Annotated in this window: 25 protein-coding genes; 10 read left to right on the top strand and 15 right to left on the bottom strand. The window is 70.7% G+C overall.

Annotated features, from left to right (window positions below):
• Positions 1 to 4: 4 nt before the first annotated feature.
• The 3 genes from ACVFYP_RS04810 to ACVFYP_RS04820 all read right to left on the bottom strand — a co-directional run bounded on the left by ACVFYP_RS04810 (position 5) and on the right by ACVFYP_RS04820 (position 2,567).
• Positions 5 to 541 (bottom strand): TRAP transporter small permease, encoded by a 537-nt coding sequence (locus ACVFYP_RS04810; RefSeq protein ID WP_499198982.1) that lies wholly within the window; start codon positions 539 to 541, stop codon positions 5 to 7.
• A gap of 51 nt (positions 542 to 592) precedes the next feature.
• A complete protein-coding gene (dctP, locus tag ACVFYP_RS04815; RefSeq protein ID WP_499198983.1) occupies positions 593 to 1,633 on the bottom strand; it encodes a TRAP transporter substrate-binding protein DctP in 1,041 nt (346 codons plus the stop codon).
• A 103-nt stretch (positions 1,634 to 1,736) separates the two neighbouring features.
• The gene (locus ACVFYP_RS04820) at positions 1,737 to 2,567 is read right to left on the bottom strand and encodes a sulfotransferase family protein (RefSeq protein WP_499198984.1); all 831 of its coding nucleotides are present in this window, start codon (positions 2,565 to 2,567) and stop codon (positions 1,737 to 1,739) included.
• Positions 2,568 to 2,707: 140 nt separating this feature from the next.
• Between ACVFYP_RS04820 and leuB the strand changes: the two genes are divergently transcribed.
• Positions 2,708 to 3,814 (top strand): 3-isopropylmalate dehydrogenase, encoded by a 1,107-nt coding sequence (gene leuB / locus ACVFYP_RS04825; RefSeq protein WP_499198985.1) that lies wholly within the window; start codon positions 2,708 to 2,710, stop codon positions 3,812 to 3,814.
• Positions 3,815 to 3,817: 3 nt separating this feature from the next.
• Positions 3,818 to 4,426, top strand: coding sequence for a glutathione S-transferase family protein (locus ACVFYP_RS04830; RefSeq protein WP_499198986.1), 609 nt, complete (start codon positions 3,818 to 3,820; stop codon positions 4,424 to 4,426).
• 3 nt (positions 4,427 to 4,429) lie between these two features.
• On the opposite strand, the gene ACVFYP_RS04835 is transcribed toward ACVFYP_RS04830, so the two are convergent.
• Positions 4,430 to 5,152, bottom strand: a complete 723-nt coding sequence (locus ACVFYP_RS04835; RefSeq protein WP_499198987.1) for a carboxymuconolactone decarboxylase family protein — start codon at positions 5,150 to 5,152, stop codon at positions 4,430 to 4,432.
• Positions 5,149 to 6,099 carry a Bug family tripartite tricarboxylate transporter substrate binding protein gene (locus ACVFYP_RS04840; RefSeq protein WP_499198988.1) on the bottom strand — a complete coding sequence of 317 codons (951 nt, stop codon included), beginning with the start codon at positions 6,097 to 6,099 and terminating at the stop codon, positions 5,149 to 5,151. The genes ACVFYP_RS04835 and ACVFYP_RS04840 overlap by 4 nt, the downstream gene beginning before the upstream one ends.
• A gap of 184 nt (positions 6,100 to 6,283) precedes the next feature.
• Here ACVFYP_RS04840 and ACVFYP_RS04845 point away from each other — a divergent pair, with 184 nt between their 5' ends.
• Together ACVFYP_RS04845 and ACVFYP_RS04850 are read left to right on the top strand one after the other, a co-directional pair.
• Complete coding sequence (locus ACVFYP_RS04845; protein ID WP_499198989.1) at positions 6,284 to 6,802, top strand: cysteine dioxygenase family protein; 519 nt, start codon at positions 6,284 to 6,286, stop codon at positions 6,800 to 6,802.
• 70 nt (positions 6,803 to 6,872) lie between these two features.
• Positions 6,873 to 7,766, top strand: a complete 894-nt coding sequence (locus ACVFYP_RS04850) for a DMT family transporter (protein ID WP_499198990.1) — start codon at positions 6,873 to 6,875, stop codon at positions 7,764 to 7,766.
• Positions 7,767 to 7,769: 3 nt separating this feature from the next.
• Here the strand turns inward: ACVFYP_RS04850 and ACVFYP_RS04855 are convergent, their stop codons facing one another.
• From ACVFYP_RS04855 to hutU, 7 genes are all read right to left on the bottom strand, one after another.
• Positions 7,770 to 7,994, bottom strand: coding sequence for an HP1242/YdcH family protein (locus ACVFYP_RS04855; protein WP_499198991.1), 225 nt, complete (start codon positions 7,992 to 7,994; stop codon positions 7,770 to 7,772).
• 180 nt (positions 7,995 to 8,174) lie between these two features.
• Positions 8,175 to 8,585 carry a CBS domain-containing protein gene (locus tag ACVFYP_RS04860; RefSeq protein ID WP_499198992.1) on the bottom strand — a complete coding sequence of 137 codons (411 nt, stop codon included), beginning with the start codon at positions 8,583 to 8,585 and terminating at the stop codon, positions 8,175 to 8,177.
• Complete coding sequence (locus ACVFYP_RS04865) at positions 8,582 to 8,863, bottom strand: CBS domain-containing protein (RefSeq protein WP_499198993.1); 282 nt, start codon at positions 8,861 to 8,863, stop codon at positions 8,582 to 8,584. The genes ACVFYP_RS04860 and ACVFYP_RS04865 overlap by 4 nt, the downstream gene beginning before the upstream one ends.
• A gap of 72 nt (positions 8,864 to 8,935) precedes the next feature.
• Positions 8,936 to 9,346 (bottom strand): PaaI family thioesterase, encoded by a 411-nt coding sequence (locus ACVFYP_RS04870; protein ID WP_499198994.1) that lies wholly within the window; start codon positions 9,344 to 9,346, stop codon positions 8,936 to 8,938.
• On the bottom strand, positions 9,343 to 10,548 hold the full coding sequence (gene hutI / locus ACVFYP_RS04875) for an imidazolonepropionase (protein ID WP_499198995.1): 1,206 nt from the start codon (positions 10,546 to 10,548) through the stop codon (positions 9,343 to 9,345). The genes ACVFYP_RS04870 and hutI overlap by 4 nt, the downstream gene beginning before the upstream one ends.
• Complete coding sequence (gene hutH / locus ACVFYP_RS04880) at positions 10,545 to 12,020, bottom strand: histidine ammonia-lyase (protein WP_499198996.1); 1,476 nt, start codon at positions 12,018 to 12,020, stop codon at positions 10,545 to 10,547. Before hutH ends, hutI begins: the two co-directional genes overlap by 4 nt.
• Positions 12,017 to 13,687: a urocanate hydratase gene (hutU, locus tag ACVFYP_RS04885; protein ID WP_499198997.1), complete on the bottom strand. Its 1,671-nt coding sequence runs from the start codon at positions 13,685 to 13,687 to the stop codon at positions 12,017 to 12,019. Before hutU ends, hutH begins: the two co-directional genes overlap by 4 nt.
• A 65-nt stretch (positions 13,688 to 13,752) precedes the next feature.
• Here hutU and hutC point away from each other — a divergent pair, with 65 nt between their 5' ends.
• The 4 genes from hutC to ACVFYP_RS04905 are packed head-to-tail and all read left to right on the top strand — an operon-like array spanning position 13,753 to position 17,443.
• Positions 13,753 to 14,481: a histidine utilization transcriptional repressor HutC gene (gene hutC / locus ACVFYP_RS04890; RefSeq protein WP_499198998.1), complete on the top strand. Its 729-nt coding sequence runs from the start codon at positions 13,753 to 13,755 to the stop codon at positions 14,479 to 14,481.
• The gene (locus tag ACVFYP_RS04895; RefSeq protein ID WP_499198999.1) at positions 14,478 to 15,845 is read left to right on the top strand and encodes a formimidoylglutamate deiminase; all 1,368 of its coding nucleotides are present in this window, start codon (positions 14,478 to 14,480) and stop codon (positions 15,843 to 15,845) included. The genes hutC and ACVFYP_RS04895 overlap by 4 nt, the downstream gene beginning before the upstream one ends.
• Before the next feature lie 4 nt (positions 15,846 to 15,849).
• Positions 15,850 to 16,605 carry an SDR family NAD(P)-dependent oxidoreductase gene (locus ACVFYP_RS04900; RefSeq protein ID WP_499199000.1) on the top strand — a complete coding sequence of 252 codons (756 nt, stop codon included), beginning with the start codon at positions 15,850 to 15,852 and terminating at the stop codon, positions 16,603 to 16,605.
• A 1-nt stretch (position 16,606) separates the two neighbouring features.
• Entirely contained in the window at positions 16,607 to 17,443 is an 837-nt protein-coding gene (locus ACVFYP_RS04905; protein WP_499199001.1) for a GNAT family N-acetyltransferase, read from the top strand.
• Here the strand turns inward: ACVFYP_RS04905 and ACVFYP_RS04910 are convergent, their stop codons facing one another.
• The 3 genes from ACVFYP_RS04910 to ACVFYP_RS04920 all read right to left on the bottom strand — a co-directional run bounded on the left by ACVFYP_RS04910 (position 17,444) and on the right by ACVFYP_RS04920 (position 19,530).
• Positions 17,444 to 18,019 (bottom strand): dihydrofolate reductase family protein, encoded by a 576-nt coding sequence (locus ACVFYP_RS04910; RefSeq protein ID WP_499199002.1) that lies wholly within the window; start codon positions 18,017 to 18,019, stop codon positions 17,444 to 17,446. It lies immediately after the preceding gene.
• Between the two features lie 84 nt (positions 18,020 to 18,103).
• Entirely contained in the window at positions 18,104 to 18,628 is a 525-nt protein-coding gene (locus tag ACVFYP_RS04915) for a lipocalin family protein (RefSeq protein ID WP_499199003.1), read from the bottom strand.
• Complete coding sequence (locus ACVFYP_RS04920; RefSeq protein ID WP_499199004.1) at positions 18,625 to 19,530, bottom strand: polysaccharide deacetylase family protein; 906 nt, start codon at positions 19,528 to 19,530, stop codon at positions 18,625 to 18,627. Before ACVFYP_RS04920 ends, ACVFYP_RS04915 begins: the two co-directional genes overlap by 4 nt.
• Before the next feature lie 76 nt (positions 19,531 to 19,606).
• On the opposite strand from ACVFYP_RS04920, the gene cydD reads away from it, so the two are divergent.
• Together cydD and cydC are read left to right on the top strand one after the other, a co-directional pair.
• Positions 19,607 to 21,316: a thiol reductant ABC exporter subunit CydD gene (gene cydD, locus ACVFYP_RS04925; RefSeq protein ID WP_499199005.1), complete on the top strand. Its 1,710-nt coding sequence runs from the start codon at positions 19,607 to 19,609 to the stop codon at positions 21,314 to 21,316.
• Positions 21,313 to 22,968, top strand: a complete 1,656-nt coding sequence (gene cydC / locus ACVFYP_RS04930) for a thiol reductant ABC exporter subunit CydC (protein ID WP_499199006.1) — start codon at positions 21,313 to 21,315, stop codon at positions 22,966 to 22,968. Before cydD ends, cydC begins: the two co-directional genes overlap by 4 nt.
• Positions 22,969 to 22,971: the final 3 nt, after the last annotated feature.

Here is a 22,971-nt window from a genome sequence, read left to right on the forward strand (position 1 = left end):
GCCGTCAGGCCCGGCTTGTTGGCGAGGCGCGCCCGGCGCGCAGCACGCGCCACATCCGCCCGGCGATGCGCAGGCAGATCACGGCCGACAACAGCGGCATCCAGACCGTGTAGTACCAGGACGGCACGCCAAGCCCGGGGGACAGCACCTCGAAGCGGTATTCGTCCCAGGTGTACCAGGCGCCGTACCAGGCGATGCAGGCGAAGATGAACAGGCAGGACAGCAACACGAGCTGTTCCACCAGCCGAGCCGTGCGCAGCGGCAGCCGTTCGGTGAAGAAGGTCATGCGGATATGGCGGTCATTGCCGAAGGCCGCGGCGGCGCCGACGAAGGCCATCACCACCATCAGCGCCACCGAATATTCCTCGGTGAAGGCGAAGGAGACATTGGTGAAGTAGCGCACCACGACATTGGCGAAGGTGATCAGCGCGAGGACGCCCATGATGGCGGCCCCGATCGCACCCTCGATCGTCACCGGGATGCGCGGCGGGGCTTCCCCCAGCTGCAGGCCGGGGGCCTGGATGTCGGCGTGGTCGGTCATGGGATGTCCTGCAGGCGGCGCGCCGGGGCTCGCCCGGCGCGCCGCGAAAATTCACGCGCGCGCGGCGGTCACCGCGGCTTCGGTGCGGCGCACCAGGTCGGCGCCCACGGTCTGGGCGTATTTGTCGTAGACGCTGCGGGTGGCCCGAGCAAAAGCCTGCTTTTCCGCATCCGACAGGATGGTGACCGTGACATTGCGCCGCGCCAGCTCATCCAGCGAGGTTCGGTCGCCACCGGCGCCGAGCCCCTTGCGGCTGGCATTGATCTGTTCCTGCGCCGCTTCCTGCGCGCAGGCGCGGACCAGCGCTTGGTCCTCCGCCGAGAAGCTGGCGAGTACCTGCTTGGTCAGCAGGAAGATCCCGGCATCGGCGACGTAGTTCCAGATGGTCAGGTGGCGCTGCGCCAGCGTGTCCATCCGGAAGCCGAGGAACAGGTTCACCGGGTTCTCCTGCCCATCCACCGCGCCGGTGGACAGCGCCGGTTGCAGGTCGGCGAAGGACATCTGCACCGGATTGGCACCGAGAGCGGTGAAGATCTCGGAGAAGATGGCGCCGGCGGCGAAGCGGATCTTCATGCCGCGCAGGTCTTCCGGCGTGCGGATGGCGCGCCGGCTGTTGGAGATTTCCCGGAAGCCGTTCTCGCCCCAGGCCACCGGCTGCACGTCGCGCGATTCCAGGGTGCGGAACAGCTCCTCGCCGATCGGCCCCTTGATGATGGCGTCGAAGCCGCGGCTGTCCTGCAACAGGAAGGGCAGGGAGAACAGGTTCATCTCGCGAATCTGGGGGGAGATGTTGATGGTGGAGAAGACCGCGAAGTCGATCACCCCCTGGCGCATCGCCACCAATTCGCGGGTCTGGTCGCCGCCGACCAGCTGGCTGCCCGGATAGACCTTCACATTGATCCGCCCGCCGGAGCGTTCGGTGACCAGCTCCGCCCATCGGAAGGCGCCGTCGGCCAACGGGATGGTGCGGTTGCCGACGACCGAGAGCTTGTATTCGGACTTGTAGCGCCCCTGCGCCCGGGCGACATGCGGCGCCGCGAGCGCGCCAGCGGCGGCGGCCAGCGCGATGCGCCGGGTGATCAGACTGGTCATGGACAACCCCTCCCACTCCGCCGTGCCTTGGCCGGCCGGCTTATTTTCGGGGCGGAAGAATGGGGGCCATGGCCGGTTTTCCGCAAGGGGCCTGCGGCCCTGGCTATCCGCCGAAATCCTGCTCCGCCGCCAGCCATGCTGCGGCGGCGTCGAAGGGCGCCGGGTCCAGCCCGGGCTCGGCCGGGGCGCGGCGCAGCTCGGCATAGACGCGCTTCACCGCCGCCGGCACCTCCGCATCGCGCAGCAGGGAGTCGGTATCGGCCTCATGGTGGCGCAGGGCGGGGGTGAGGAAGGCGATGGTCTCCAGCGCCGTCTCCCGCCGCACCGGCAGGCCGAGTCGCGCCAGGTGGTTGCGCCAGTCGCGCATCAGGTCGTCGTAATGCGCCACGCAGCGCGGGAGGTGGCGGCTGTCGCGTTCCGATGCCAGCACATGCGACAGCCACAGCAGCAAGGCGCGCCGCTTCCCCATCCCCTCCCGCGCCTCCAGCGACCGTGCCACCTCCAGGGGGTTGCGCACCGCGATCAGGGCCAGGGGCGCGGCGCCGAAGCGCGCCAGGGCCGGCAGCCAGACATCCAGCAGGCGGCAGATGCGCGGGTCCTTCAGCACGAAGGGGGCCTCGCCGGGGAATTCCGTGGCGAGCAACGCGGCCGCCTCGGCGATGAAGGGCTCCAGCGCCTCGGCCGGCAGCAGCCCCTCCGGCAGCGGCCGGGGGTAGTCATAGCTGCGGCCCATCGCGGCCAGGATGCGGTCATTCAGCGCCGCGACCTCGGCCGCTTCCCAGAAACCGCGCGGATTGTCGGATCGTGCCCCCACCAGCCGGGCTGGCAGGGTCAGCCCGTGCAACGACAGCACGCGGGTGAGGGCGGAGGTGCCGGAACGGTGCATGCCGAGCACGAGCACGGCGGGGCGGGGCGGGGGCGGGGCGTCTTGCATCGGCGACCATCCTGCCACGCTTTGATGCAGTGCCGCAAAGCCGGAGCTGTGCCCACCCAGGCTTGACGTGCCGGCCCAGGCGGCGTCATGCGAAATCCAACATCGCCCATCCGACAATACCCCCTGGGAGCCCTGCCTGCATGACCGCATCCATCCGCCCGCTGAATGTCGTGGTCCTCGGCGGGGACGGCATCGGGCCGGAGGTCACCGCCCAGGCGCTGCGCGTGCTGCGCCATATGCGGGCGAAGCACGGTCTGGCGATGGAGATCGTGGAACAGCCCTATGGCAACGCCACCTGGCACGCCACCGGTCGCCTGATGCCGGCCGAGACCGATGCGGCTGTGGACCAGGCGGATGCCGTGCTGTTCGGCGCCGCCGACAGCCTGGGCCGCACCGGCATGCCGCCCGAGGAGCGCGCGCGGGGCAGCCTTCTGGCGCTGCGCAAGCGGCTCGGCCTGTTCGCCAATCTGCGCCCCGTGCGGACCGAACCCGCGCTGGACGAGGCCTCGCCCTTCAAGGCGCGGACCTTGGCGGGTGTGGACCTCTGTTTCGTGCGGGAACTGTCGGGCGGGGTCTATTACGGTGTGCCGCGCGGCATCGAGCGTGATGCGGAGGGCCAGCGGCGCGGCATCAACACCCATTCCTATGACGAGGAGCAGATCATCCGCGCCGCCCGCTTCGCCTTCGCGCTCGCCCGCGGCCGGCGCGGCGTGCTGACCAGCGTGGACAAAGCCAATGTGATGGAGGCCGGCGCGCTGTGGCGCCAGGTGGTCACCGCGCTGCACCAGGATGAATTCCGCGACGTGCGGCTGGACCACATGCTGGCCGATACCTGCGCGCTGATGCTCAACCGCGACCCGAAGCGCTTCGACGTGATCCTGACCGACAACCTGTTCGGCGACCTGCTGTCGGACGCCGCCGCCGGCTTGGCCGGCAGCCTCGGCCTGCTGCCCAGCGCCAGCCTGTCCGCGCCCCGGCCGGATGGAAGGCGGCGGGCGCTGTATGAGCCGGTGCACGGCTCGGCGCCGGATATTGCGGGCAAGGGCGTGGCCAACCCCTTGGCCGCCATCCTCTCCGCCGCCTTGCTGCTGCGCTGGTCGGCGGGGGCGGCGGCCGCGGCGGCCGAGGTGGAGGCGGCGGTGACCGCGGCGCTCGATGCCGGCGCGCGCTGCGCCGATATTGCATTGCCAGGCGAGGCGGTGCTGGGCACGGCCGGCATGGGCGATGCGGTGATGGAAAGGCTCTGAACGATGCGCCTGTATGGAATGAGCGGGTCGGGCAATTGCTGGAAGCCAGCCCAGATGCTGCGGCTGCTCGGCCGCGATTTCGACTGGGTGGAGGTCGACACCAATGGCGGCGAGACCCGCCGCCCGCCTTTTCTGGCGCTGAATCCCGCCGGCAAGGTGCCAGTGCTGGAACTGGATGACGGCACGGTGCTGACGGAGAGCAACGCCATGCTGCTGCATCTGGCCGAGGGCTCGCCCTGGCTGCCGCCGCCCGGTCTGGCGCGGACCCGCATCTATCAATGGCTGTTCTTCGAGCAGTACAGCCACGAGCCCTATATCGCCGTCGCCCGCAACCTGATCGCCTGGAAGCGGGAGGCGCATCTGCATGCCGAACGGCTGAAGGACTGCGCCCAGAGCGGCGCGGCGGCGCTGGATGTGATGGAGCGGGCGCTGGCCGCCTCGCCCTACCTGGCCGGCGATACGCCGAGCGTCGCCGACCTTGCGCTGTTTGCCTATACCCACCGCGCCGATGAGGGCGGCTTCGACCTGGCCCGCTGGCCCGCGGTGCAGGCCTGGGTGGACCGGGTGGCGGCGCTGCCCGGCATCACCACCCTGCCGCGCCCACCCGCCTAGGCGTCAGCCCGGTGTGGCGAGGCCCGTCGCCTCGTCATGCCCACCCTGGCCGGTCAACGCGGCCCAGGCCCGGAAGCGGGGGCTGGCGGGCAGGGTGCCGTCGGCGATCAGCCCGCGCCAATGGCCGCAGGCCTCGACGAAGCGCGGCACGCTGCCAGGGAACATCGCCAGGCTGATCGCCTCCGCCATCGCCTCCTCCTCCACGCCATCGGCATAGGCGGCCTGGAGGTGCCAGCCGAAGGGGCGCCAGCGGGCGCGACAGACCTGCACGGCGAGGCCCGCCAGATGCACCAGCCGGATCGGCGCGGCCGGCGCCACGATCCGCAGAGTCGCGACGTAACTCGCCTGCGGATCGAAGGGGATAAGCTGCCGGCCCCAGTCGCGCGCGGCGAAATCGAAAGCCTCCGCGCCGATGGCGAAGGCCGCGGCCGCGAAGGCGGCGCCGATGGTGGCATCGGTGCCGCCGGCGGCGCGGAACTTGGTGATGTGATGCGTCGCCAGCGCCTCATCGGTCGCCGCCAGCACCGCCATCCAGACGAATTCCCGGTCGTGATGGCTCAACACCCGGTCATCCAGCGCCAGCGCGGTATAGGCCGCGTCGTAGCCGGCCAGCAGTTTGGGAAAAGCCAGCGCCATCAGGCCGTGATGCGGCAGCAGATAGCCGCGCTTGGCCTTCACCTCCGCCAGGCGGGCTTCCAGCTCCGCCGTCGTCTCAGCGCCGCTCATTCGACGCTGATATTCGCGCTGCGGGCCACATCGGCCCAGCGGGCGACCTCGCTCCGGACCATCTCGGAATACTCGGCCGGGCTCATCCGGTTCGGCGGGGCGCCGAGCTGGGCCAGGCGGTCGATCAGGGCCGGGGTGTTTAGCCCGGCGACGACGGCACGGTTGATCTCGGCGGCGGCTTCCGCCGGCATGCCGGCCGGGCCGGACAGGCCAAACCAGTTGGTGGCGACCAGGGTCGGGAAGCCGGCCTCCACCACGGTCGGCACATTCGGCCAGCGGGCGGCGCGATCGGGCAGGGTGATTGCCAGCAGGCGCAGGCGGTCGTTGTTGCCGATATCCGGCACGGCGGCGATCAGCCCCTCGATCTGGCCACCGATGACGTCGGTGGTGGCCGGGGCGCTGCCACGATAGGGCACATGGGTGATGTCTACCCCGGCGGCGCGGTTCAGCAGTTCCAGCTTCACATGGCTGGAGGTGCCGATGCCGGTGGAGCCGAAGCGCACCCCGCCCGGCTGCGCCTTGGCCCGCGCGACGAGGTCCGCCATGGTCCGGATCGGCCCATCGGCGGCGACCGCGATGGCGGATGGCACCGCCGCGACCAGCGCGATATGGCGGAAATCCGCCACGGGATTGTAGGGCACCGTGCGGTTCACCGCCGGGCCGATGGCCTGGGACGCGATATTGGACAGCAGGATGGTGCTGCCATCCGCCGGGCCGCGCGCGACCGCGTCGGACCCGATGGCGCCGCCGGCGCCGGCCCGGTTTTCCACCACCACGGGGCTGCCGAGCGCGACCTCGATCTCCCGCGCCGCCAGCCGGCCCAGCAGATCGGCCGTGCCGCCGGCAGGGAACGGCACCACGAGCCGCAGCGGCCGGCGGGCGGTCTGCGCCAAGGCGGGGGCGGCGAGAAGGGGCAGGGCGGCGGTGAGCAGGGTGCGGCGACGCATCGGACCAGGACTCCAGACTTGTATCCCACAGCATAGCCCGTGCCGCCGTATCGGCCAGAGGTCCGGGGCTAGGAGCACGAAGTGGGCGTCCCGGCGCCACAAAAGGGAAGTATGATCTCCTTTCCAGTTGCCGCGCGAAAAAATACTGGTCTATCCTGTGGTCAGAACAGGAAGCTTCACGCCGATGACCTTCATCCGCACCCGTCCTCCCCGCGAGACCATGCTGGCCGGCATTGCCGCAGCCGCGAGGTTGCCCGCGGTGGACCGGCCGGGCGCCGTCGCCGCCGCGATCCAGGCCTTCGCCGCCGATCCTGCGCTGTTGGAGGGGTTGGACTGCCCCTGTTGCCCTGACCGCTATGTGCGCCACCTGCTGCACAGCGACCCGGAAGGCGGCTATGCCGTGGTGGCGCTGGTCTGGCGGCCCGGCCAAATGTCCCCGGTGCATGCCCATCGCACCTGGTGCGCCTTCGCCGTGCATCAGGGCGCCCTGACCGAAACCTATTACAGCCCGCTCGAAGGGGATTTGCCGCAGCCCGCGGCGACGAAGCTGCTGATGCCGGGGCAGGGCAGCCATGGCCCGGCCGATCCCACGCTGATCCATCGCCTGGCGAACCTGTCCTGCCGCACCGCCATTTCCATCCATTGCTATGGTGTCGCCTTCGATCGCTTCGGCCAGGATGTGAACGAGATCCACGCGGCCTGAGGCTGCCCCCCTGGGAAGGGATGGCGCAGCGGCGTAGGGTCCGCCGCGTGACTGACAAAAACTCGCCGGCGTGACCGGGCCCGGCCGCAATGTCCTTATCGGACTGATCTTCGGCGTCGCCGCGGCCCTGACCTGGGGTGGTCAGGCGGTGGTGGCGCGCAGCGGCGCCGTGGCGGGCTATTCACCACTCGACCTCGCCGTGCTGCGCTACAGCTTCGCCGCCCTGGTGCTGCTGCCCTTTGCCTGGCGGGCGCGGCGGGTGCTGGCGGAGATCGGGCTGCCGAAGCTGATGGGGCTGGTGGCCACTGGCGGGGCGGCCAATGCGCTGCTGTTCGGCTGGGGTCTGGTGCATGCGCCCGCCAGCCATGGCGGCACCGTCGCCCCCATCACCGCCGCCGTCATGGGCGCCGTTCTGGCCGTGCCATTGCTGGGCGAACGGCCGACACGCGGTCGCGCCATCGCCCTGGGCTTCATCGCCTGCGGCGTCTTGCTGATCGGCTATGACGGCATCGGCGGCAGCCATCCGGGCGCCTGGCGCGGCGACATCATCCTGATCGGCGCCGGCACGGTCTGGGGCGCCTTCACCGTGCTGCTGCGGCGCTGGCGGATTCCGGCGCTCGCGGGGAATGCCGCGATGTGCATCCTCTCCGCCTTGGTGCTGCTGCCGCCCTGGCTGCTGCTCGGCGGCGGGGCGGTGCCGCATATGCCCTGGCAATCCAGCCTGTTGCAGGGCTTCGCCCAGGGCGTTCTGTCCTCGGCCATCGCCACCACGCTCTATGCCCGGGCGGGGGAGTTGATGGGCGCGACGCGCACCGCCTGCCTGACCGCCATGGTGCCGGTGGCAGCGGTGCTGATGTCCGTGCTGATCCTGAACGAGCCCTTGGGCTTCGCGAAGCTGGCGGGTGTGGTGCTGGCGGTGTCGGCGATGCTGGTGGCGGTGCTGTTCACCGGCCGCCGGGTATAGAGGTTAGCCGGCCGCGCCATCCTCCCGCGCCCAGCGCGGCATGCCGCAACCGCCAAGCGCGGCCATTCGATCCTTCGCCAGAAGCTTTTCGCGGCTCAGCCGGCGGATCAGTGCCTCATCCGGGGCGGAGCGTGCCCGCTCGGCGGCGATCAGCCGCTCCAGGTCGGTCAGCCGTTCCACCAGACGTACTCTCAGCACACCACCTGACGCGCTGACTCCACTATCCATGACGCCCTCAGCCTCCGCGTTCCGTCGCTGCGCGGGGGCGCGGCGGTTTGGGAGGCCCGACATCGCGGTGTGCCGGGGGGAACATCGCCAGAGGGGCCCGGGCCTCGAATAGGATGCTGGCCCCGCTTCTTGACAATTTCAAGACGAAACCCGGTGGGCTTCGGGAGGCTTTTCGCAGCCTCAGCTCGCCATGGCGCCCAGCGTGGTGCGTTCCACCATCATCTTCACGCCCCGCACGCTGGGCACCGTCTCCGCCAGCACCCTCAGCCCGCGCAGCACGGCGTCGTTGCGGCAATAGCCATGGAAGGACACCACGCCATCCTTCACATCGAAGAAGATGGCGAAGGCGTCGATCCAGGGCTGGTCCTTCATCGCCTTCGCCAAAGCGCGGCGAATGCGCTCATCCGGCGCATCGGCCACCAGTTCCTCCGCGGGTTGCAGCAGCGCGCGGATCAGATCGGCACGGGAGACGATGCCCACCAGCCTGCCGTCGCGCAGCACGGGGATGCGGCGGATGGCGCGTTCCTCCATCGCCTTGGCCAGGGCCTCCACCGGCGTATACTCCTCCGCCGTCACCGCGCCGCGGGTCATCGCATCGCCGGCGATCTGGCCATGGGCGCGGGCGAAGCGGTCCGCCTGGGCGCTGGCGGATTCGAACAGGCCGGCAATCCAGGACCTTGGCGCATCGGCCGGCGCGGCCAGGCGGGCAGCAGGTCGCCTTCCGTCAGCATGCCGAGCAGCCTGCCATCCGCATCCACCACCGGCGCGCCGGAGAAGCCGCGTTCCGCCATGGCGCGGGCCGCGACCGTGATCGGCGTACCGGGCTGGAAGGTCACCGGATTGGGGGTCATCAGGTCACGTGCCCGCATCGTTCTCTCCTCATTCGGCCTCTGCGGACCACTGCAGAGGTGGCGTAGCCGAGCCGGAATGTGAAGAGTTTGTCACCTTTCCCCTGTGGTAGCCCAGCTGGTGGTCACATGCGCGCAGGGCTCGGTTGCCCCTTCCGCGCGCAGCATCACCTCCCCATAGGACAGGGTTCGCCCGCGCTTGATGACGCGGGCCTCGGCCAGCACGGCGGTGGCCGGCGGCCGCCGCAGGAAGGAAATCGCAAGGCTGGCTGTGAGGCTTTCGTCGCGGCCCTCGGTCAGCGAGAGCAGCGCTACCCACATCGCGACATCCGCCAGCCCCATCAAAGCGGGGCCGGAGACAGTGCCGCCGGGGCGCAGCAGGTCGTCCTTGGCGGGCAGGCGCAAGATGGACTGGCCGTCACCATAGGACAGTACCTCGATCCCCCAGGCGGCGGCGAGCGGCACATCGGCGCGCACCCGCGCCTGCATCGCGGCGGGGGTCATCTTCCGGCCACCACGCGGCCGAGGCAGGGATTGCGACCGATCCAGTAGCAAAGCTCCGCGGGGCGGGAGATGCCGAACAGCGCCAGGTCGCAGCGCAGCCCGGGCGCCAGCAGGCCCCGATCGTCCAGGCCCAGCGCCGCCGCCGCGTGGCGGGTGACCCCGGCCAGCGCCTCCGCCACCGTCAGCCGGAACAGGGTGCAGCCCATGTTCAGCATCAGCAGCAGGGAGGGCGCGGGGCAGGAGCCGGGGTTGAGGTCCGTCGCCAGCGCGATGCGCAGCCCGGCGGCGCGCATGGCGGCGATGTCCGGGAAATGCGTCTCGCGGATGAAGTAGAAGGCGCCCGGCAGCAGCACGCCGACGGTGCCGGCCTGCGCCATGACGGCAATGCCTTCGGGGCTGGCATATTCGATGTGGTCGGCCGACAGCGCGCCGTAACGTGCCGCCAGCGCCGCACCGCCATCATCGCGCAGCTGGTCCGCATGCAGTTTTGTCCGAAGGCCGACGCGGCGGGCGGCCTCGAACACCCATTCGGTCTGCTCGGCGGAGAAGCCGATGACGCTGTCCGTAAAAGCGTCCACCGCATCGGCCAGGTTTTCGGCCGCGATGGCCGGCACGATGTCCTCCGCGACATGCCGGGCAAATGCGGCGGTGCGGCCGGCGAATTCCGGCGGCGTGGCATGTGCGGCCAGAAGGCTGGTCTGCAACGCGACATTCCGCAGGCCCGGCAGCCGGCGTGCGGCGCGCAGCATGCGGGCCTCCGTGGCCAGGTCCAGCCCGTAGCCGGATTTCACCTCGATGGTGGTGACGCCTTCGGCCAGAAGCTGATCGAGGCGAGGCAAAGCGGCGTTCACCAGCGCATCCTCGGTCGCGTCGCGCGTGGCGCGGACCGTGGACAAAATGCCGCCGCCGGCCTTGGCGATGGCCTCATAGCTCGCGCCTTCCAGCCGCATCTCGAATTCGCGGGCGCGGTCGCCGGCGAAGATCAGATGCGTGTGGCAATCGATCAGCCCGGGCAGGATCCAGGCGCCGTCGCAGTGCCGCGTCTCCGCGGCTTCCCCCGGCAGATCGGCGCGCTTGCCGACCCAGGCGATGCGCCCATCCTTGGCGGCGATCGCGCCGTCCTCGATCACGCCGAGCGGATCACCATCCCGGGCCACCATGGTGCAGAGATGGGCATCGAGCCAGACGCGGTCGAACATCATGCGGGCAACTCCACCAGCCTGGCGAAGGCGCCACCTTGGACCAGCAGGCGCACCGCTTCCATATCGGGGGCCATGAAACGATCGGCATCCCAGGGAGCTGCCACGCCGCGCACTAAGGCCTGTGCGGCTTGCAGAGGCGCCGAGGTTGTGAGCGGCCGATGGAACTCCAGCCCCTGCGCGGCGCACAGCAATTCGATGGAGAGAATGGAGGACAGGTTCTCCGCCATTTCCCCCAGCCGCAGCGCCGCGCCGGTGGCCATGCTGACATGGTCTTCCTGATTGGCGCTGGTCGGCAGACTGTCCACGCTGCGCGGCGTGGCGAGCGCGCGGTTTTCCGCCACCAGCGCGGCGGCGGTGACCTGGGCGATCATGAAGCCGGAATGCAGCCCACCCTCCGCCACCAGGAAGGCGGGCAGGCCCGACAGCACCGGGTCCACCAGCAAGGCGATGCGACGTTCGCTGATGGCGCCGAGTTCCGCCAGCGCCAGAGCGATGCTGTCGGCCGCGAAGGCCACCGGCTCCGCATGGAAATTGCCGCCCGAAAGAATGTCGCCATCCGCCATCACCAGCGGATTGTCAGTGACGGCATTGGCCTCCCGGGCCAGCACCGCCGCCGCGTGATCCAGCAGATCGAGGCAGGCTCCGGCGACCTGGGGCTGGCAGCGCAGGGAGTAGGGGTCCTGCACGCGGGTATCACCCTCCCGGTGACTGTCGCGGATGGCGCTGCCGGCCATCAGCCCACGCAGCGCGGCGGCGCAGCGAATCTGGCCGGGCTGGCCGCGCAGTGCATGAATGCGCGCATCGAAGGGCGTGTCCGATCCGCGTGCCGCATCGACGCTGAGCGCACCCGCCACCAGCGAGGTGCGCAGCAGGTCTTGGGCCGCGAACAGATTCTTGAGCGCAATGGCCGTGGAAACCTGCGTGCCGTTCAGCAGCGCGAGCCCTTCCTTCGGCCCGAGGGTGAGAGGCGCGATGCCGGACTCCGCGCCCGGTCGGCGCGAGCCATCCACAAAAACCTCGCCTTCGCCGACCAGCACAAGCGAAAGATGCGCCAGTGGCGCCAGGTCGCCTGAAGCTCCGACCGAGCCCTTGGCGGGGATCACCGGCAGCGCATCGGTGGCGAGCAGCTTCAGCAGTGCCTCCACCACCTCGACCCGCACGCCGGAGGCGCCGCGCGACAGGGACAGCGCCTTCAGCGCCAGCACCAGCCGCACCACGGGCGCGGGCAGTGGCGCGCCGGTGCCGGCCGCGTGGCTACGCAGCAGGTTGAGCTGCAATTGCGCCAGCTTTTCGGGCGCGATGCGGGTGGAGGCGAGTTTGCCGAAACCCGTATTGACGCCATAGATCGGCCCATCCTCGGCAAGTCGCGCGGCGAGCACGGCCGCACCCTTCGCGGTCGCCTCGCGCCAGCCCTCCGGCAGGTCGAAGCTTGCGCCCGCCATCACGGCGCGCAGCGTGGCGAGGTCGATCATCGCAAAATCCCCGGCAGGTCGAGGCCCTTTTCGCGGGCGCAATCCAGCGCGTCCTCATAGCCCGCATCGGCATGGCGCATCACGCCCGTCGCCGGGTCGTTCCACAGCACGCGGGCCAGCCGCCGCGCCGCCGCTTCCGTGCCATCGGCCACGATCACCATCCCCGCATGCTGCGAAAATCCCATGCCGACGCCGCCGCCATGATGCAGAGACACCCAGGTGGCGCCGGAGGCCGTGTTCAGCAGCGCATTGAGCAGAGGCCAGTCGGAGACGGCATCCGATCCATCGCGCATCGCCTCCGTCTCCCGGTTCGGCGAGGCGACGCTGCCGGAATCGAGATGGTCGCGGCCGATGACGATGGGGCCGATCTCGCCCCGCGCCACCATCTCGTTGAACGCCAGCCCCAGGCGATCCCGCTGGCCGAGGCCGACCCAGCAGATGCGCGCCGGCAGGCCCTGGAAAGCGATTCGCTTCTGCGCCATGTCGAGCCAATTGTGCAGGTGGCGGTCGTCCGGGATCAGCTCCTTCACCTTCGCATCGGTCTTGCGAATGTCGTCGGGGTCGCCCGAGAGCGCGGCCCAGCGAAATGGTCCGACGCCGCGGCAGAAGAGCGGGCGGATATAGGCGGGGACGAAGCCGGGAAAGTCGAAGGCGTTCGCGAGGCCTTCCTCCTTCGCCATCTGCCGGATGTTGTTGCCGTAATCCATGACGATCGCGCCGCGCGTCTGGAAATCCAGCATGGCCTGCACATGCGCGACCATGGAATGCTTTGCCGCGGCGGCGACCGCGGCCGGATCGCTCTCCCGCATCGCCTGCCACTTTTCCAGCGACCAGCCGGCGGGCAGGTAGCCATTGGCGGGGTCATGCGCGCTGGTCTGGTCGGTGACGATATCCGGCACCACGCCGCGCCGCACCAACTCGGGAAACACCTCGGCCGCATTGCCGAGCAGGCCCACGCTGATGGCGCGGCGCTCAGCACAGGCCCCACGGATCATCGCCAGCGCGGTGTCCAGATCATCGGCCTTGTGGTCGAGGTACTTGGTCTCCAACCGCTTCTCGATCGAGGAGGGCTGGCACTCCACCGCCAGCACGCAGGCCCCGGCAAACACACCCGCCAGCGGCTGCGCCCCGCCCATGCCGCCCAGCCCGCCCGTCAGAATCCAGCGCCCCGCCAGGTCGCCGCCAAAATGCTGGCGCCCCGCTTCCGCGAAGGTTTCGTAGGTGCCCTGCACGATCCCCTGGCTGCCGATATAGATCCAGGACCCGGCCGTCATCTGGCCGTACATCATCAGTCCCTTGCGATCGAGCTCCGAGAAATGCTCCCAGGTGGCCCAGCGCGGCACCAGGTTGGAATTGGCGATCAGCACGCGCGGCGCGTCGCTATGCGTGCGGAAGACGCCCACCGGCTTGCCGGACTGCACCAGCAAGGTCTGGTCCTCCTCCAGCCGCTTCAGCGTGGCGACGATGCGCTCATAGCTATCCCAGTCACGGGCTGCGCGGCCGATGCCGCCATAGACCACCAGCTCCCCGGGCTTCTCCGCCACCTCATCGTCGAGGTTGTTCATCAGCATCCGCATCGCCGCCTCGGTGGTCCAGTGACGGCAGCTCAGCTCCAACCCGCGGGGGCTGCGGATGGCGGGGGCGTTGCGGCGGCGCGGATCGGTCATCGGGGGGGCTCCGTTGCTCGCCGACAGCATTGCGAATGGACGAGAATATGTCTAGACATAATCGCATGACCCGCCACGCCGCCATCCGCGCTCAGATCGAGGCCCGCATCCTCTCCGGCGCCCTGCGTCCGGGTGACAAGCTGCCCTCGGAGGCGGAGCTGGTCGCGGAGCATGGTGTGGCCCGGATGACGGCGAGCCGGGCCCTGGCGGATCTGGTGGCGGCCGGCCTGGTGGTGCGCCGCCGCAAGGCGGGCAGCTTCGTCGCAGCCCCGCGCGCCGAGGAATCGCTGTTCGGAATCCCCGACATGCGCGCCACCCTCGGCCCCGGCCATGCCCATGCGGTGCTGCACCGTGCGACGCGGGCGGCGACGGCCGCCGACAAGGCGCGGCTCGGCCCGCTGCCGCGCGGCGCCCGCGTGCTGGCGCTTCAGGTGCGCCACATGGCCGGCGCCGTGCCGCAGGCCATCGAGGACCGGCTGATCAACCTGGCCGCGGTGCCCGAAGCGGCGGCGGAGGATTTTGCGGCCGCGCCCCCCGGCTCCTGGCTGTTGGAACGTGTGCCCTGGACCGAGGCGGAGCACCGCATCGGCGCCATCGCCGCCGATGCCGCCACCGCCGCCCTGCTGGCCATGGCGGAGGGCGCGCCCTGCCTGGTGCTGGACCGGCTGAGCCGCCGCGAGGGCCAGCCCGTCACCGCCGTGCGCTTGACCTATCCGGGCGACCGCCACGCCTTCACCGGACGTTCCACGCCCCGGTTGCGCGAAGCCCCGCAACCGGGCATGCGGATACCATGATGCGCCAGATCCTCGCCGCCTCCGCGCTGCTGCCGCAAGGCTGGGCGCGCGATGTCCTGATCGAAACCGACGTTCTGGGTGACATCCGGTCGGTGACGCCGGGTGCCACGGCACCGGGCGTGCGGCGCCTTGCGGGCGCTGTGATACCCGGCGTGCCGAACCTGCATTCCCACGCTTTCCAGCGCGCCATGGCCGGCGGCGCCGAACGCCGCAGCCCGATGGGCCAGGACAGTTTCTGGACGTGGCGCGAGACGATGTACCGCTTCGTCGGCCGCTTTTCGCCCGAGGATGCGGAGGCCGTTGCCGCGCAGTTGCATGTTGAACTTCTGGAGCACGGTTTTACGGGGCTTTGCGAGTTCCACTACCTGCATCACCAGCCGGACGGCACGCCCTATGCCAACCGTATCGAGATGGCGCTGCGCAACATCGCGGCGGCGCGGCGGACCGGCATCGGCCTGACCATGCTGCCTTCGCTGTACCGCCACGGCGGCATCTTCGGCGTGGCGCCGCATGACGGGCAACGGCGCTTCCTGAACGACCTCGACGGCTTTTTTGCGATCGTCGACGCGACGCGCGCGGCCATGCGCGGCGATCCGCAAATGGCACTCGGCCTCGCGCCCCATTCGCTGCGCGCCGTGACGCCCGAAATTCTGCGCGGCGTTCAGGATTTCGACGGCCCCATCCACATCCACGCCGCCGAACAGCCGAAGGAGGTGGCCGAATGCCTGGCTGCCACCGGCGCGCGGCCGGTGCGCTGGCTGCTGGACAACGCGCCGCTGGATGCGCGCTGGGTGCTGATCCATGCGACCCATATGGACGCCAGCGAGATCGAAGGTCTGGCCCGCAGCGGTGCCGTGGCCGGGCTGTGTCCGACCACCGAGGCCTCGCTCGGCGACGGCATCTTCGCGCTGCCCGCCTATCTGGCGGCGCAGGGGCGCTTCGGCATCGGCACCGACAGCCATGTCGGCACCGCGCCGCGCGAGGAACTGCGCCAGTTGGAAACCAGCCAGCGCCTGCGCGACAATTCCCGCTCCGTCGCCACGGCGGACCAGAATCCGCATCCCGGCCGCACGCTGCTGGATGCCGCGCTGGCCGGCGGCGCTCAGGCGAGCGGCCGCAGGCTCGGCGCCATCGCGCCGGGGATGCGCGCCGACCTCGTGGAGCTGGATACGGACCACCCGACGCTGATCGGTCGGGAGGATGACGCGCTGCTCGACGCCTGGATGTTCAGCGGCCAGTCCAACCCGGTGAAGACGGTGCTGGTGGGCGGCCGTGTCGTTGTCGAAGCCGGTCGGCATATCGACGCCATGGCAATTCGCGACCAATTTGGCGCCGCGATGCGTAGGCTTTTGGGCGGAGACTGATGGCATGAGTGGACAATTGGCCGGCCAGGTGGCGATCATCACCGGTGGCAGCCGCGGCATCGGCCGCGCCATCGCGCTGCTCTTTGCGCGGGAAGGCGCCGACATCGCCTTCTGCCACCTGAACGACGCCGAGGGCGCTGCGGACGTCACCGCCGGCATCACTGCGCTCGGCCGCCGTGCCTTCGCGCTCTCGCTCGACGTCTCGAACCTGCCCGCCTTGCGTGGCTTCATCGCGGAGGCGCAGGAAAAACTCGGCCCCTGCGACATCCTGGTGAACAATGCCGGCATGAACATCCGCGGCCCGATCAGCACGATCACGGAGGAGATGTTCGACCGGGTGATGGATGTGCACGTCAAGGCCAGCTTCTTCGCCGCCCAGGCGGTGTGGGACGGCATGGCGGCGCGCGGCCGCGGCCGCATCATCACCACCGCCAGCCAGCTCGGCCTGAAGGGCGGGCCGAATATCGTGCCCTATTGCACCGCCAAGGCCGCGCTGATCGGCTTTACACGCGCGCTCGGCCATGAGGGTGCGCCCAAGGGCATTCTGGTCAATGCCATCGCGCCCGGGCCTGTGGCCACGGACCTCACCGCGCAGCTTGGTCCCGAATGGGCGGCGAGCATCGGCGCAAAACTCCCGATCGGCCGCGTTGGCCAGCCGGAGGAGATCGCGGCGGCGGCGCTGCTGCTGGCCTCCTCGCCTGGCGGCGATTTCTTCGTTGGCGCCACACTGTCGCCGAATGGCGGCGACATCATGCACTGACATGGCGCGCCTCATCACCCTGGATGCGGCGCAGGCCGCGACCGCCGTGGAATGGGCCGCCGCCGAAGGCTGGAATCCCGGCCTGTCGGACCTGCCCTGTTTCCTGACACAGGACCCCGGCCTGTTCCTCGCCATGGAGGAAGACGGCGCCTTGCTCAGCCTGATTTCCGCCACGCGCTACGGCGCGGATTTCGGCTTCATCGGCTTCTACATCGCGCGGCCGGAGTTGCGCGGGCAGGGTCATGGCATGGCCGTGTGGCGCGCGGCCATGGCGCGGCTTGAGGGGCGGCTGGTGGGCCTCGATGGCGTGGTGGCGCAGCAGGCGAACTATCGCAAATCCGGCTTTTCGCTTGCCTGGAACAACATCCGCTTCGGCGGCGTGCCGAAGCGTACGCCCGCGCCGACCTCCGGCATCGTCCCGGCGCGCGACGTGCCCTTCGCCGCGCTGGCGGCGCTGGACCGCAGCGTCTTTCCGGCCGACCGGGAAGCCTATCTCCGCGCCTGGATCGCGCAGCCCGGCCATGTCGCGCTGGCGCATGTCACGGATGGCAGCGTCACCGGCTTCGGCGTGATCCGCCCCGCGCGGGAAGGCCATAAATTCGGACCTCTGGTCGCGGAGACGCCGCAGGTGGCCCAGGCGCTGGCCGCCGCGTTGCTGGCCGCGGTTCCGGAAGGCCCTGTCTTCCTCGACGTCCCGGAGCCGCACCGCGCCGCCGTGGCGCTGGCCGAATCGCTCGGCCTGACGCCCGGTTTTGCGACGGCGCGGATGTACACCGGCCCCGCGCCGGCGATGCGGGCGGAGCGGCTGTTTGGAGTGATGAGCTTCGAACTGGGCTGATCAACCCGCGCCATAGACCAGCAGCACCCGCCCATCCGGCTTCGGCTCGGCCAGTCGCAGGGTCAGGCCGTGGCGCTGGGTGGTGTCGTCGAACAGCGGGGTGCCGGGGCCGGCGATCAGCGGATAGACCAGCAGCCGCAGTTCATCGACCAGCCCTGCCTGGATCAGGCTCGCCGTCGTCCGGCCGCCGCCGACCAGATAGATATCCCGCCCCGTCTGCCGCTTCAGCGCCGCCACCGCTGCCAGGCCGTCCAGGCGCTGCGTGCCGGGCAGGCGTTCCTCCGGCAATTCGCGTGCCAGCAGGTAGTGCGGCAGGCCACCGATGGCCTTGGCCCAGGCCTGCTCGCCAGGTGAGGGCGGCCGGCCAGTCGCCAAGGTGGGCTGCGAGGGATCGGCCTGGATGCCGGTCCAGTAGGCGACATAGCCAGGATACATGCCGCCGCCGAGGATGCAGGCATCGATCCTCGGCGTCAGCCCGTAATCCTCGGACCAGGCCTCGACCCAGTCGGCGAGGCGGTCCGGCCCCTCCATCTTCGCATCGAGCGAAATCTTCATCCCGGCGATCAACTGGCGCATCGCACGCTCTCCTCATATTCAACCATGTGGTTGAGAATGAGGAGTGGGTGCCAAAGAGTCAACCAAAAGGTTTAATGTCTGCCCTTAGGGCTGCGGCGTCGTCTGCAGCCTTGTCACCTCGAACCCCTGCTGCGCCGCGATGCCCACGGCTTCCGAATAGTCACCCGGCGACAGGTTGGGCCTGCGCGCGAGGATCCACAGATAATCACGCCCCGGCGCGCCCACCACGGCCCAGCGATAGGCCGGGTCCAGCCCGATCACCCAGTAGTCGCCGTAGAAGGGCCAGAAGAAGCTGACCCGCAGCCGGGCATTGCCACTGCCCTCCACCGCATAGGCGGTGCCCTCCGCGATCCGCGGCGTGCCGTCATGGGCGAGGCAGCGATTGACCACCCCGACCTTGCCATCCGGCTGCGGCGTATAGGTGGCCGTGGTCGCGGTGCAGCCCCGGTCGCCGCTATCCTGGAAGCTGTTCGGCAAGCGGGCGATCTCGAACCAGGTGCCGGCATAGCGGGCCAGATCCACCTGCGGCACGGTGGCGACCGGCGGCCGGGCCGGGGTGGTGGCGCAGGCGCCCAGCAGAAGCATCAGCCCGACAATGGCTTTTTTCACGTCGCCCACTCCGATCCAGGAACAATACCTGGGGGCAACGCGGCGACATGCTCGAAGATGCTTCCCGCGGTGGTGATCCAGACCTGGTCGCGATGCGCGGCGATCTCGGCGAGCGCCCGGCGCAGGTGCCGCATGCGGTGCGGCTGGCCGATGATATAGGGGTGCAGCGCGATCCCCATCACCTGCGGCAGCCCATCCGCCACCTGCACCAGCCTTTCCTGAAAGTCGTCCAGGATCATGTCGGCGAAATCCGCCGCGCCATCCTTCCGGCCGACCACCGCGGGGATGTCGTTGACCTCCTGCGGATAGGGCATGGCGAGCAGCTTGCCGGCCCGCGTGGTCATCCAGACCGGCGCGTCATCGGCGCACCAGTTCATGCTGTAGCGGTAGCCCGCCTCCGCCAGCAGGTCCGGCGTCACCCGGCTTTCGGCGATCCAGGGGCTCAGCCAGCCGGCGGGGGCAACGCCCTCATGCTTCAGGATAGCGGCGCTCGACTCGGCGATCAGCGCCGCCTCCTCCGCCTCCGGCAGGATCGACTGGCGTTCGGAGTTGGTGCGGCCATGGCCGGCGATCTCATCGCCCCGGGCGCGATGCGCGGCCAGAAGCTGCGGCGCGTAGTTGTACATGGCGCTGTTCACCAGCACCGTGGCGGGCAGGCGCAGCTCATCCAGCAGTTCCAGCAGGCGCCAGGCGCCGACGCGGTTGCCGTAGTCGCGCCAGGCGAAGTTCAGCACATCCGGCTGCGGCCCCCCCGGCGCCAGCTCCGCCCCGAGTCCCTCGCCAAAGGCGAAATGCTCCAGATTGACCCCGAGATAGACGGCCAGCGCGGCGCCGCCCGGCCAGGCATAGGGGGTGCGGCCTTGCCAGGGGGCGTAGTCGTAACGTCCATGGGTGGGCAGCATCGGCACCTCCGTCCTTCATCGCCCCGCAGCTTGGGGATTTCAGACCTTTCGGCAAGGCTTTGGCGCCAGGGGTGGGATGACCGGCGCGCGCGGCTGGCCTATGGTCGGTGCCGATATGGCAGAGGTCCGACAAAGGGGGGATGCGGCGTCCGCGCTGCTGCGGCGTGAGGCGCGCGCGGCACGCGGCAGGCTGGGGCTGCCGCTGGGCCTGGGCCTGGCGCAGGTCACGCTCGGCATTGCCCAGGCCTGGTTGATCGCCGGCCTCATCGCGAAACTTCTGGGATATGGCGCGGCCGGCTGGCCGGCTTTGGGCGCGGTCGCGGCGCTGGCGCTGCTCTCGGCCGGGCTCGGCGTGGCGCAGGAACGCGCGTTGATGGCGACCGGGGAGGCGGCGAAGGCCCGGCTACGTGCCGCCGCCTTCGAACGCCTGCTGGCCCAGGGCGCCGAGGACAATCGCGGCGTCGGCGAACGCGCCGCCCTGGTGGTCGACAGGATCGAGGCGCTCGAAGGCTTCCTGACCCGCTGGCTGCCGGCCGCGGCCCTGGCCATCGCCGCGCCGCTGATGGTGGCGGGGGCTGCCTTCCTGGTGGATGCGACCAGCGGCGCCATCCTGCTGGTCGCCGCCCTGCTGGTGCCCGTGGCCATGGCCGTCACCGGCATCGGCGCCGCCCAGGCCAGCAAGCGGCAGTTCGCGGCGCTCGACATGCTCTCCGGCCGCTTCCTCGACCGCATGCGCGGCCTGCCCACCTTGGTGCTGTTCCGGCGGCAGGAGGCGGAGGCCCAGGCGCTGGGTGTGGCCGCCGAGGATCTGCGCCAGCGCACCATGCGGGTGCTGCGTGTCGCCTTCCTGTCCTCGGCCTCCATGGAGGCGCTGGCCGCCGGCGCCATTGCCTGCCTCGCCATCCGTCACGGCGCTGTGCTCGGCCAGAACCACCCCGACCCGGCCGGCGCCATCTTCTGCCTGCTGCTGGTGCCGGCGCTGTTCACCCCGCTGCGCGCCTTCTCCCAGGCCTATCACGAGCGCAGCGCCGCCAATGGCGCCGCCGCCGAACTCGCCCCGCTGCTGGCCACCGAGCCGCCGGGCGGGCTGGTGCTGGAGGAGATGCCGCGCAAGTTGGTGGTCAGCTTCCAGGATGTCCGCCTGACCTACGACCCGACCCGCCCGCCAGCGCTGGATGGGGTGAGCTTCCGGGCCGTGCCGGGGGAGACGGTGGTGCTGGCGGGAGCCTCGGGCGCCGGCAAATCCTCCATCCTGCGGCTGCTGATGGGTTTTCGCAGGCCGGATGCGGGGCGCATCTCCCTGAATGGCCAGGATGCCACGCAACTGACGCCGGCCGAGCTGCGCCGCCTTTCCTCCTATGTCGGCCAGCGCGCCCATCTGTTCCGCGCGACGATTCGGGACAACATCGCCCTGGCCCGGCCCGATGCGACGGCCGCCGAGGTGGAGGCCGCCGCCACCGCCGCCCGCGTGACGGATTTCGCCAAGGCGCTGCCGCAGGGGCTGGAGACGCTGGTGGGCGAGGGCGGCTTTGGCCTGTCCGGCGGCCAGGCGCAGCGGGTGGCCATCGCCCGGGCCTTCCTGCGCGACACGCCGCTGGTTCTGCTCGACGAGCCGACGGCGCATCTCGACCCGGGCACGGAGGCGGAGGTGCTGGACAGCCTGCGCCGCCTCTGCTCCGGGCGCACCGCCATCGTCGCCAGCCATTCCCGCGCCGCGCAGCGCCTGGGTCGGGTGTTGGAAATTGCCGCCGGGCGCGTTGCGGGGCCGCGGATGGCGGGCGAATGACCGCGGACCTTCTGCGCATCCTGGGACTTTGGCGCGGCCGGGCTGGCTGGCTGATCGCCGGCATCGTCACCTCCTGCGCCGCCGTTCTGGCAGGGCTGGCGCTGCTGGGCCTGGCCGGGCGCGGGGTGGCGGAGGGGGTGACGCAATCGGCCATCTTCGCCGGCGGCGCGGTGGCGCTGATCTGGCTGCGGCCGGTGATCGTGCTGCGACCCATCCTTCGCTACCTGGAACGTCTGGTAACCCATGCGGCCACCTTCCGGGCGCTGGCCGATACCCGCATCTGGTTCTTCCGCCGGCTGGCCGCTCGGCTGCCGGCCGGGCTCGGCATGCGGCGGGCGGGCGATCTGCTGGGACGGCTGGTCTCCGACATCGATGCGCTGGACCGGGTCTATCTCGGCGCCGTGGTGCCCGGGGCGGCGGGGGCGGCGGCGGTGCTGGCGATTGCCCTGCTGCTCGGCGCCATCGATCCCGTCCTGGCCGCGCTGGTGGCGGTGCCGCTGGCGCTGGCCTTGCTGTTGCCGCCGCTGCTGGCGCCGGGGGCCGCCGCCGCCGGGCAGCGCGTGGCGGAGCAGCAGGGCGCGCTGCGCGCCGCCGTGGTCGATCCGCTGACCGGCATCGAGGATACCCTGGCCGCCGGCGCCGAAGCCCGCGCCGCCGATCGCGTGGCGCGGGAGGGTGCGGCGCTCTCCGCCGCCCAGCGTGGCCTGGCGCGGCGCGGCGCCTGGGGTGGTGCGGCGGGTGCGCTTCTGACCCAGGCGGCGATGCTCGGCGCCCTGGCCTATGGGCTGGCGATGGGGCAGGCGGGGGTTGCCGCCGCCGTGCTCGGCCTGTTCCTGGCCCTGGCGGCCGCGGAGGCGCTGGGGATGATGCCGCGCGCCGGCGCCGCGCTGGCCGCCGCCGCCGCCGCCGCGCGCCGGCTGTTCGAGGCCGCCGACCAGGCGCCCCCGGTGGCGGAGCCAGAGGCGCCGGCCGCCTTGCCCAAGGGCCACGCCATCCGCATCCGCAACCTGCATTTTGGCTGGGCGCCGGACCGCCCGCCGGTGTTCGACGGGCTGGACCTGGATGTGCCGGAAGGCGCGCGGATCGCACTGCTAGGGCCTTCCGGCATCGGCAAATCCACCTTGACCTCGCTGCTGCTGAAGCTGGCCGCGCCGCAATCGGGCAGCATGACGCTCGGCGGAGTGGAGATCGCGACGCTCGCCGCCGATGCGGTGCGCGGCCGCATTGCCTGTCTGACCCAGGATGCCCGCCTGTTCGACGACACCATCGAGGCCAATCTGCGCCTCGCTCGGCCGGAGGCGGAGGAGGTGGCACTGTGGCAGGCGCTGGATCGTGCCGGGATCGGGGAAGTGGTGCGCGGCCTGCCCGACGGCCTCGCCACCCGCTGCGGCGAGGCCGGCGCCCGCTTCTCCGGCGGCCAGGCCCGCCGCCTGGTGCTGGCCCGCGCGCTGCTCTCCGAGGCCCCGGTGCTGATCCTGGACGAACCGGCGGCCGGGCTGGACCCGGAAACGGAGCGCGCCTTCCTGGAAACGCTGGGGGAGGCGACGGCGGGGCGCACGGTGATCCTGATTGTCCACCGGCTGATCGGCGTCGAACGCCCGACGCGCATCCTGCGGCTGGTGGCGGGGCGCGCAATTCCGGCGATGGGCTAAACG

It is taken from the genome of Roseomonas sp. F4, from assembly GCF_053891155.1.

Excerpts from the sequence above, each read along its gene's own strand:
- ACVFYP_RS04895 (WP_499198999.1), top strand. The coding sequence starts at position 14,478 with ATGATGCGCCAGATCCTCGCCGCCTCCGCGCTGCTGCCGCAAGGCTGG.
- ACVFYP_RS04920 (WP_499199004.1), bottom strand. The coding sequence starts at position 19,530 with ATGCTGCCCACCCATGGACGTTACGACTACGCCCCCTGGCAAGGCCGC.
- cydC (WP_499199006.1), top strand. The coding sequence starts at position 21,313 with ATGACCGCGGACCTTCTGCGCATCCTGGGACTTTGGCGCGGCCGGGCT.
- ACVFYP_RS04865 (WP_499198993.1), bottom strand. The coding sequence starts at position 8,863 with ATGCGGGCACGTGACCTGATGACCCCCAATCCGGTGACCTTCCAGCCC.
- hutH (WP_499198996.1), bottom strand. The coding sequence starts at position 12,020 with ATGATCGACCTCGCCACGCTGCGCGCCGTGATGGCGGGCGCAAGCTTC.
- leuB (WP_499198985.1), top strand. The coding sequence starts at position 2,708 with ATGACCGCATCCATCCGCCCGCTGAATGTCGTGGTCCTCGGCGGGGAC.
- ACVFYP_RS04905 (WP_499199001.1), top strand. The coding sequence starts at position 16,607 with ATGGCGCGCCTCATCACCCTGGATGCGGCGCAGGCCGCGACCGCCGTG.
- dctP (WP_499198983.1), bottom strand. The coding sequence starts at position 1,633 with ATGACCAGTCTGATCACCCGGCGCATCGCGCTGGCCGCCGCCGCTGGC.
- ACVFYP_RS04900 (WP_499199000.1), top strand. The coding sequence starts at position 15,850 with ATGAGTGGACAATTGGCCGGCCAGGTGGCGATCATCACCGGTGGCAGC.
- ACVFYP_RS04860 (WP_499198992.1), bottom strand. The coding sequence starts at position 8,585 with ATGACCCGCGGCGCGGTGACGGCGGAGGAGTATACGCCGGTGGAGGCC.
- hutI (WP_499198995.1), bottom strand. The coding sequence starts at position 10,548 with ATGATGTTCGACCGCGTCTGGCTCGATGCCCATCTCTGCACCATGGTG.
- hutC (WP_499198998.1), top strand. The coding sequence starts at position 13,753 with ATGACCCGCCACGCCGCCATCCGCGCTCAGATCGAGGCCCGCATCCTC.
- ACVFYP_RS04810 (WP_499198982.1), bottom strand. The coding sequence starts at position 541 with ATGACCGACCACGCCGACATCCAGGCCCCCGGCCTGCAGCTGGGGGAA.
- ACVFYP_RS04820 (WP_499198984.1), bottom strand. The coding sequence starts at position 2,567 with ATGCAAGACGCCCCGCCCCCGCCCCGCCCCGCCGTGCTCGTGCTCGGC.
- ACVFYP_RS04830 (WP_499198986.1), top strand. The coding sequence starts at position 3,818 with ATGCGCCTGTATGGAATGAGCGGGTCGGGCAATTGCTGGAAGCCAGCC.
- ACVFYP_RS04845 (WP_499198989.1), top strand. The coding sequence starts at position 6,284 with ATGACCTTCATCCGCACCCGTCCTCCCCGCGAGACCATGCTGGCCGGC.
- ACVFYP_RS04870 (WP_499198994.1), bottom strand. The coding sequence starts at position 9,346 with ATGACCCCCGCCGCGATGCAGGCGCGGGTGCGCGCCGATGTGCCGCTC.
- ACVFYP_RS04910 (WP_499199002.1), bottom strand. The coding sequence starts at position 18,019 with ATGCGCCAGTTGATCGCCGGGATGAAGATTTCGCTCGATGCGAAGATG.
- ACVFYP_RS04840 (WP_499198988.1), bottom strand. The coding sequence starts at position 6,099 with ATGCGTCGCCGCACCCTGCTCACCGCCGCCCTGCCCCTTCTCGCCGCC.
- ACVFYP_RS04855 (WP_499198991.1), bottom strand. The coding sequence starts at position 7,994 with ATGGATAGTGGAGTCAGCGCGTCAGGTGGTGTGCTGAGAGTACGTCTG.
- cydD (WP_499199005.1), top strand. The coding sequence starts at position 19,607 with ATGACCGGCGCGCGCGGCTGGCCTATGGTCGGTGCCGATATGGCAGAG.
- ACVFYP_RS04835 (WP_499198987.1), bottom strand. The coding sequence starts at position 5,152 with ATGAGCGGCGCTGAGACGACGGCGGAGCTGGAAGCCCGCCTGGCGGAG.
- hutU (WP_499198997.1), bottom strand. The coding sequence starts at position 13,687 with ATGACCGATCCGCGCCGCCGCAACGCCCCCGCCATCCGCAGCCCCCGC.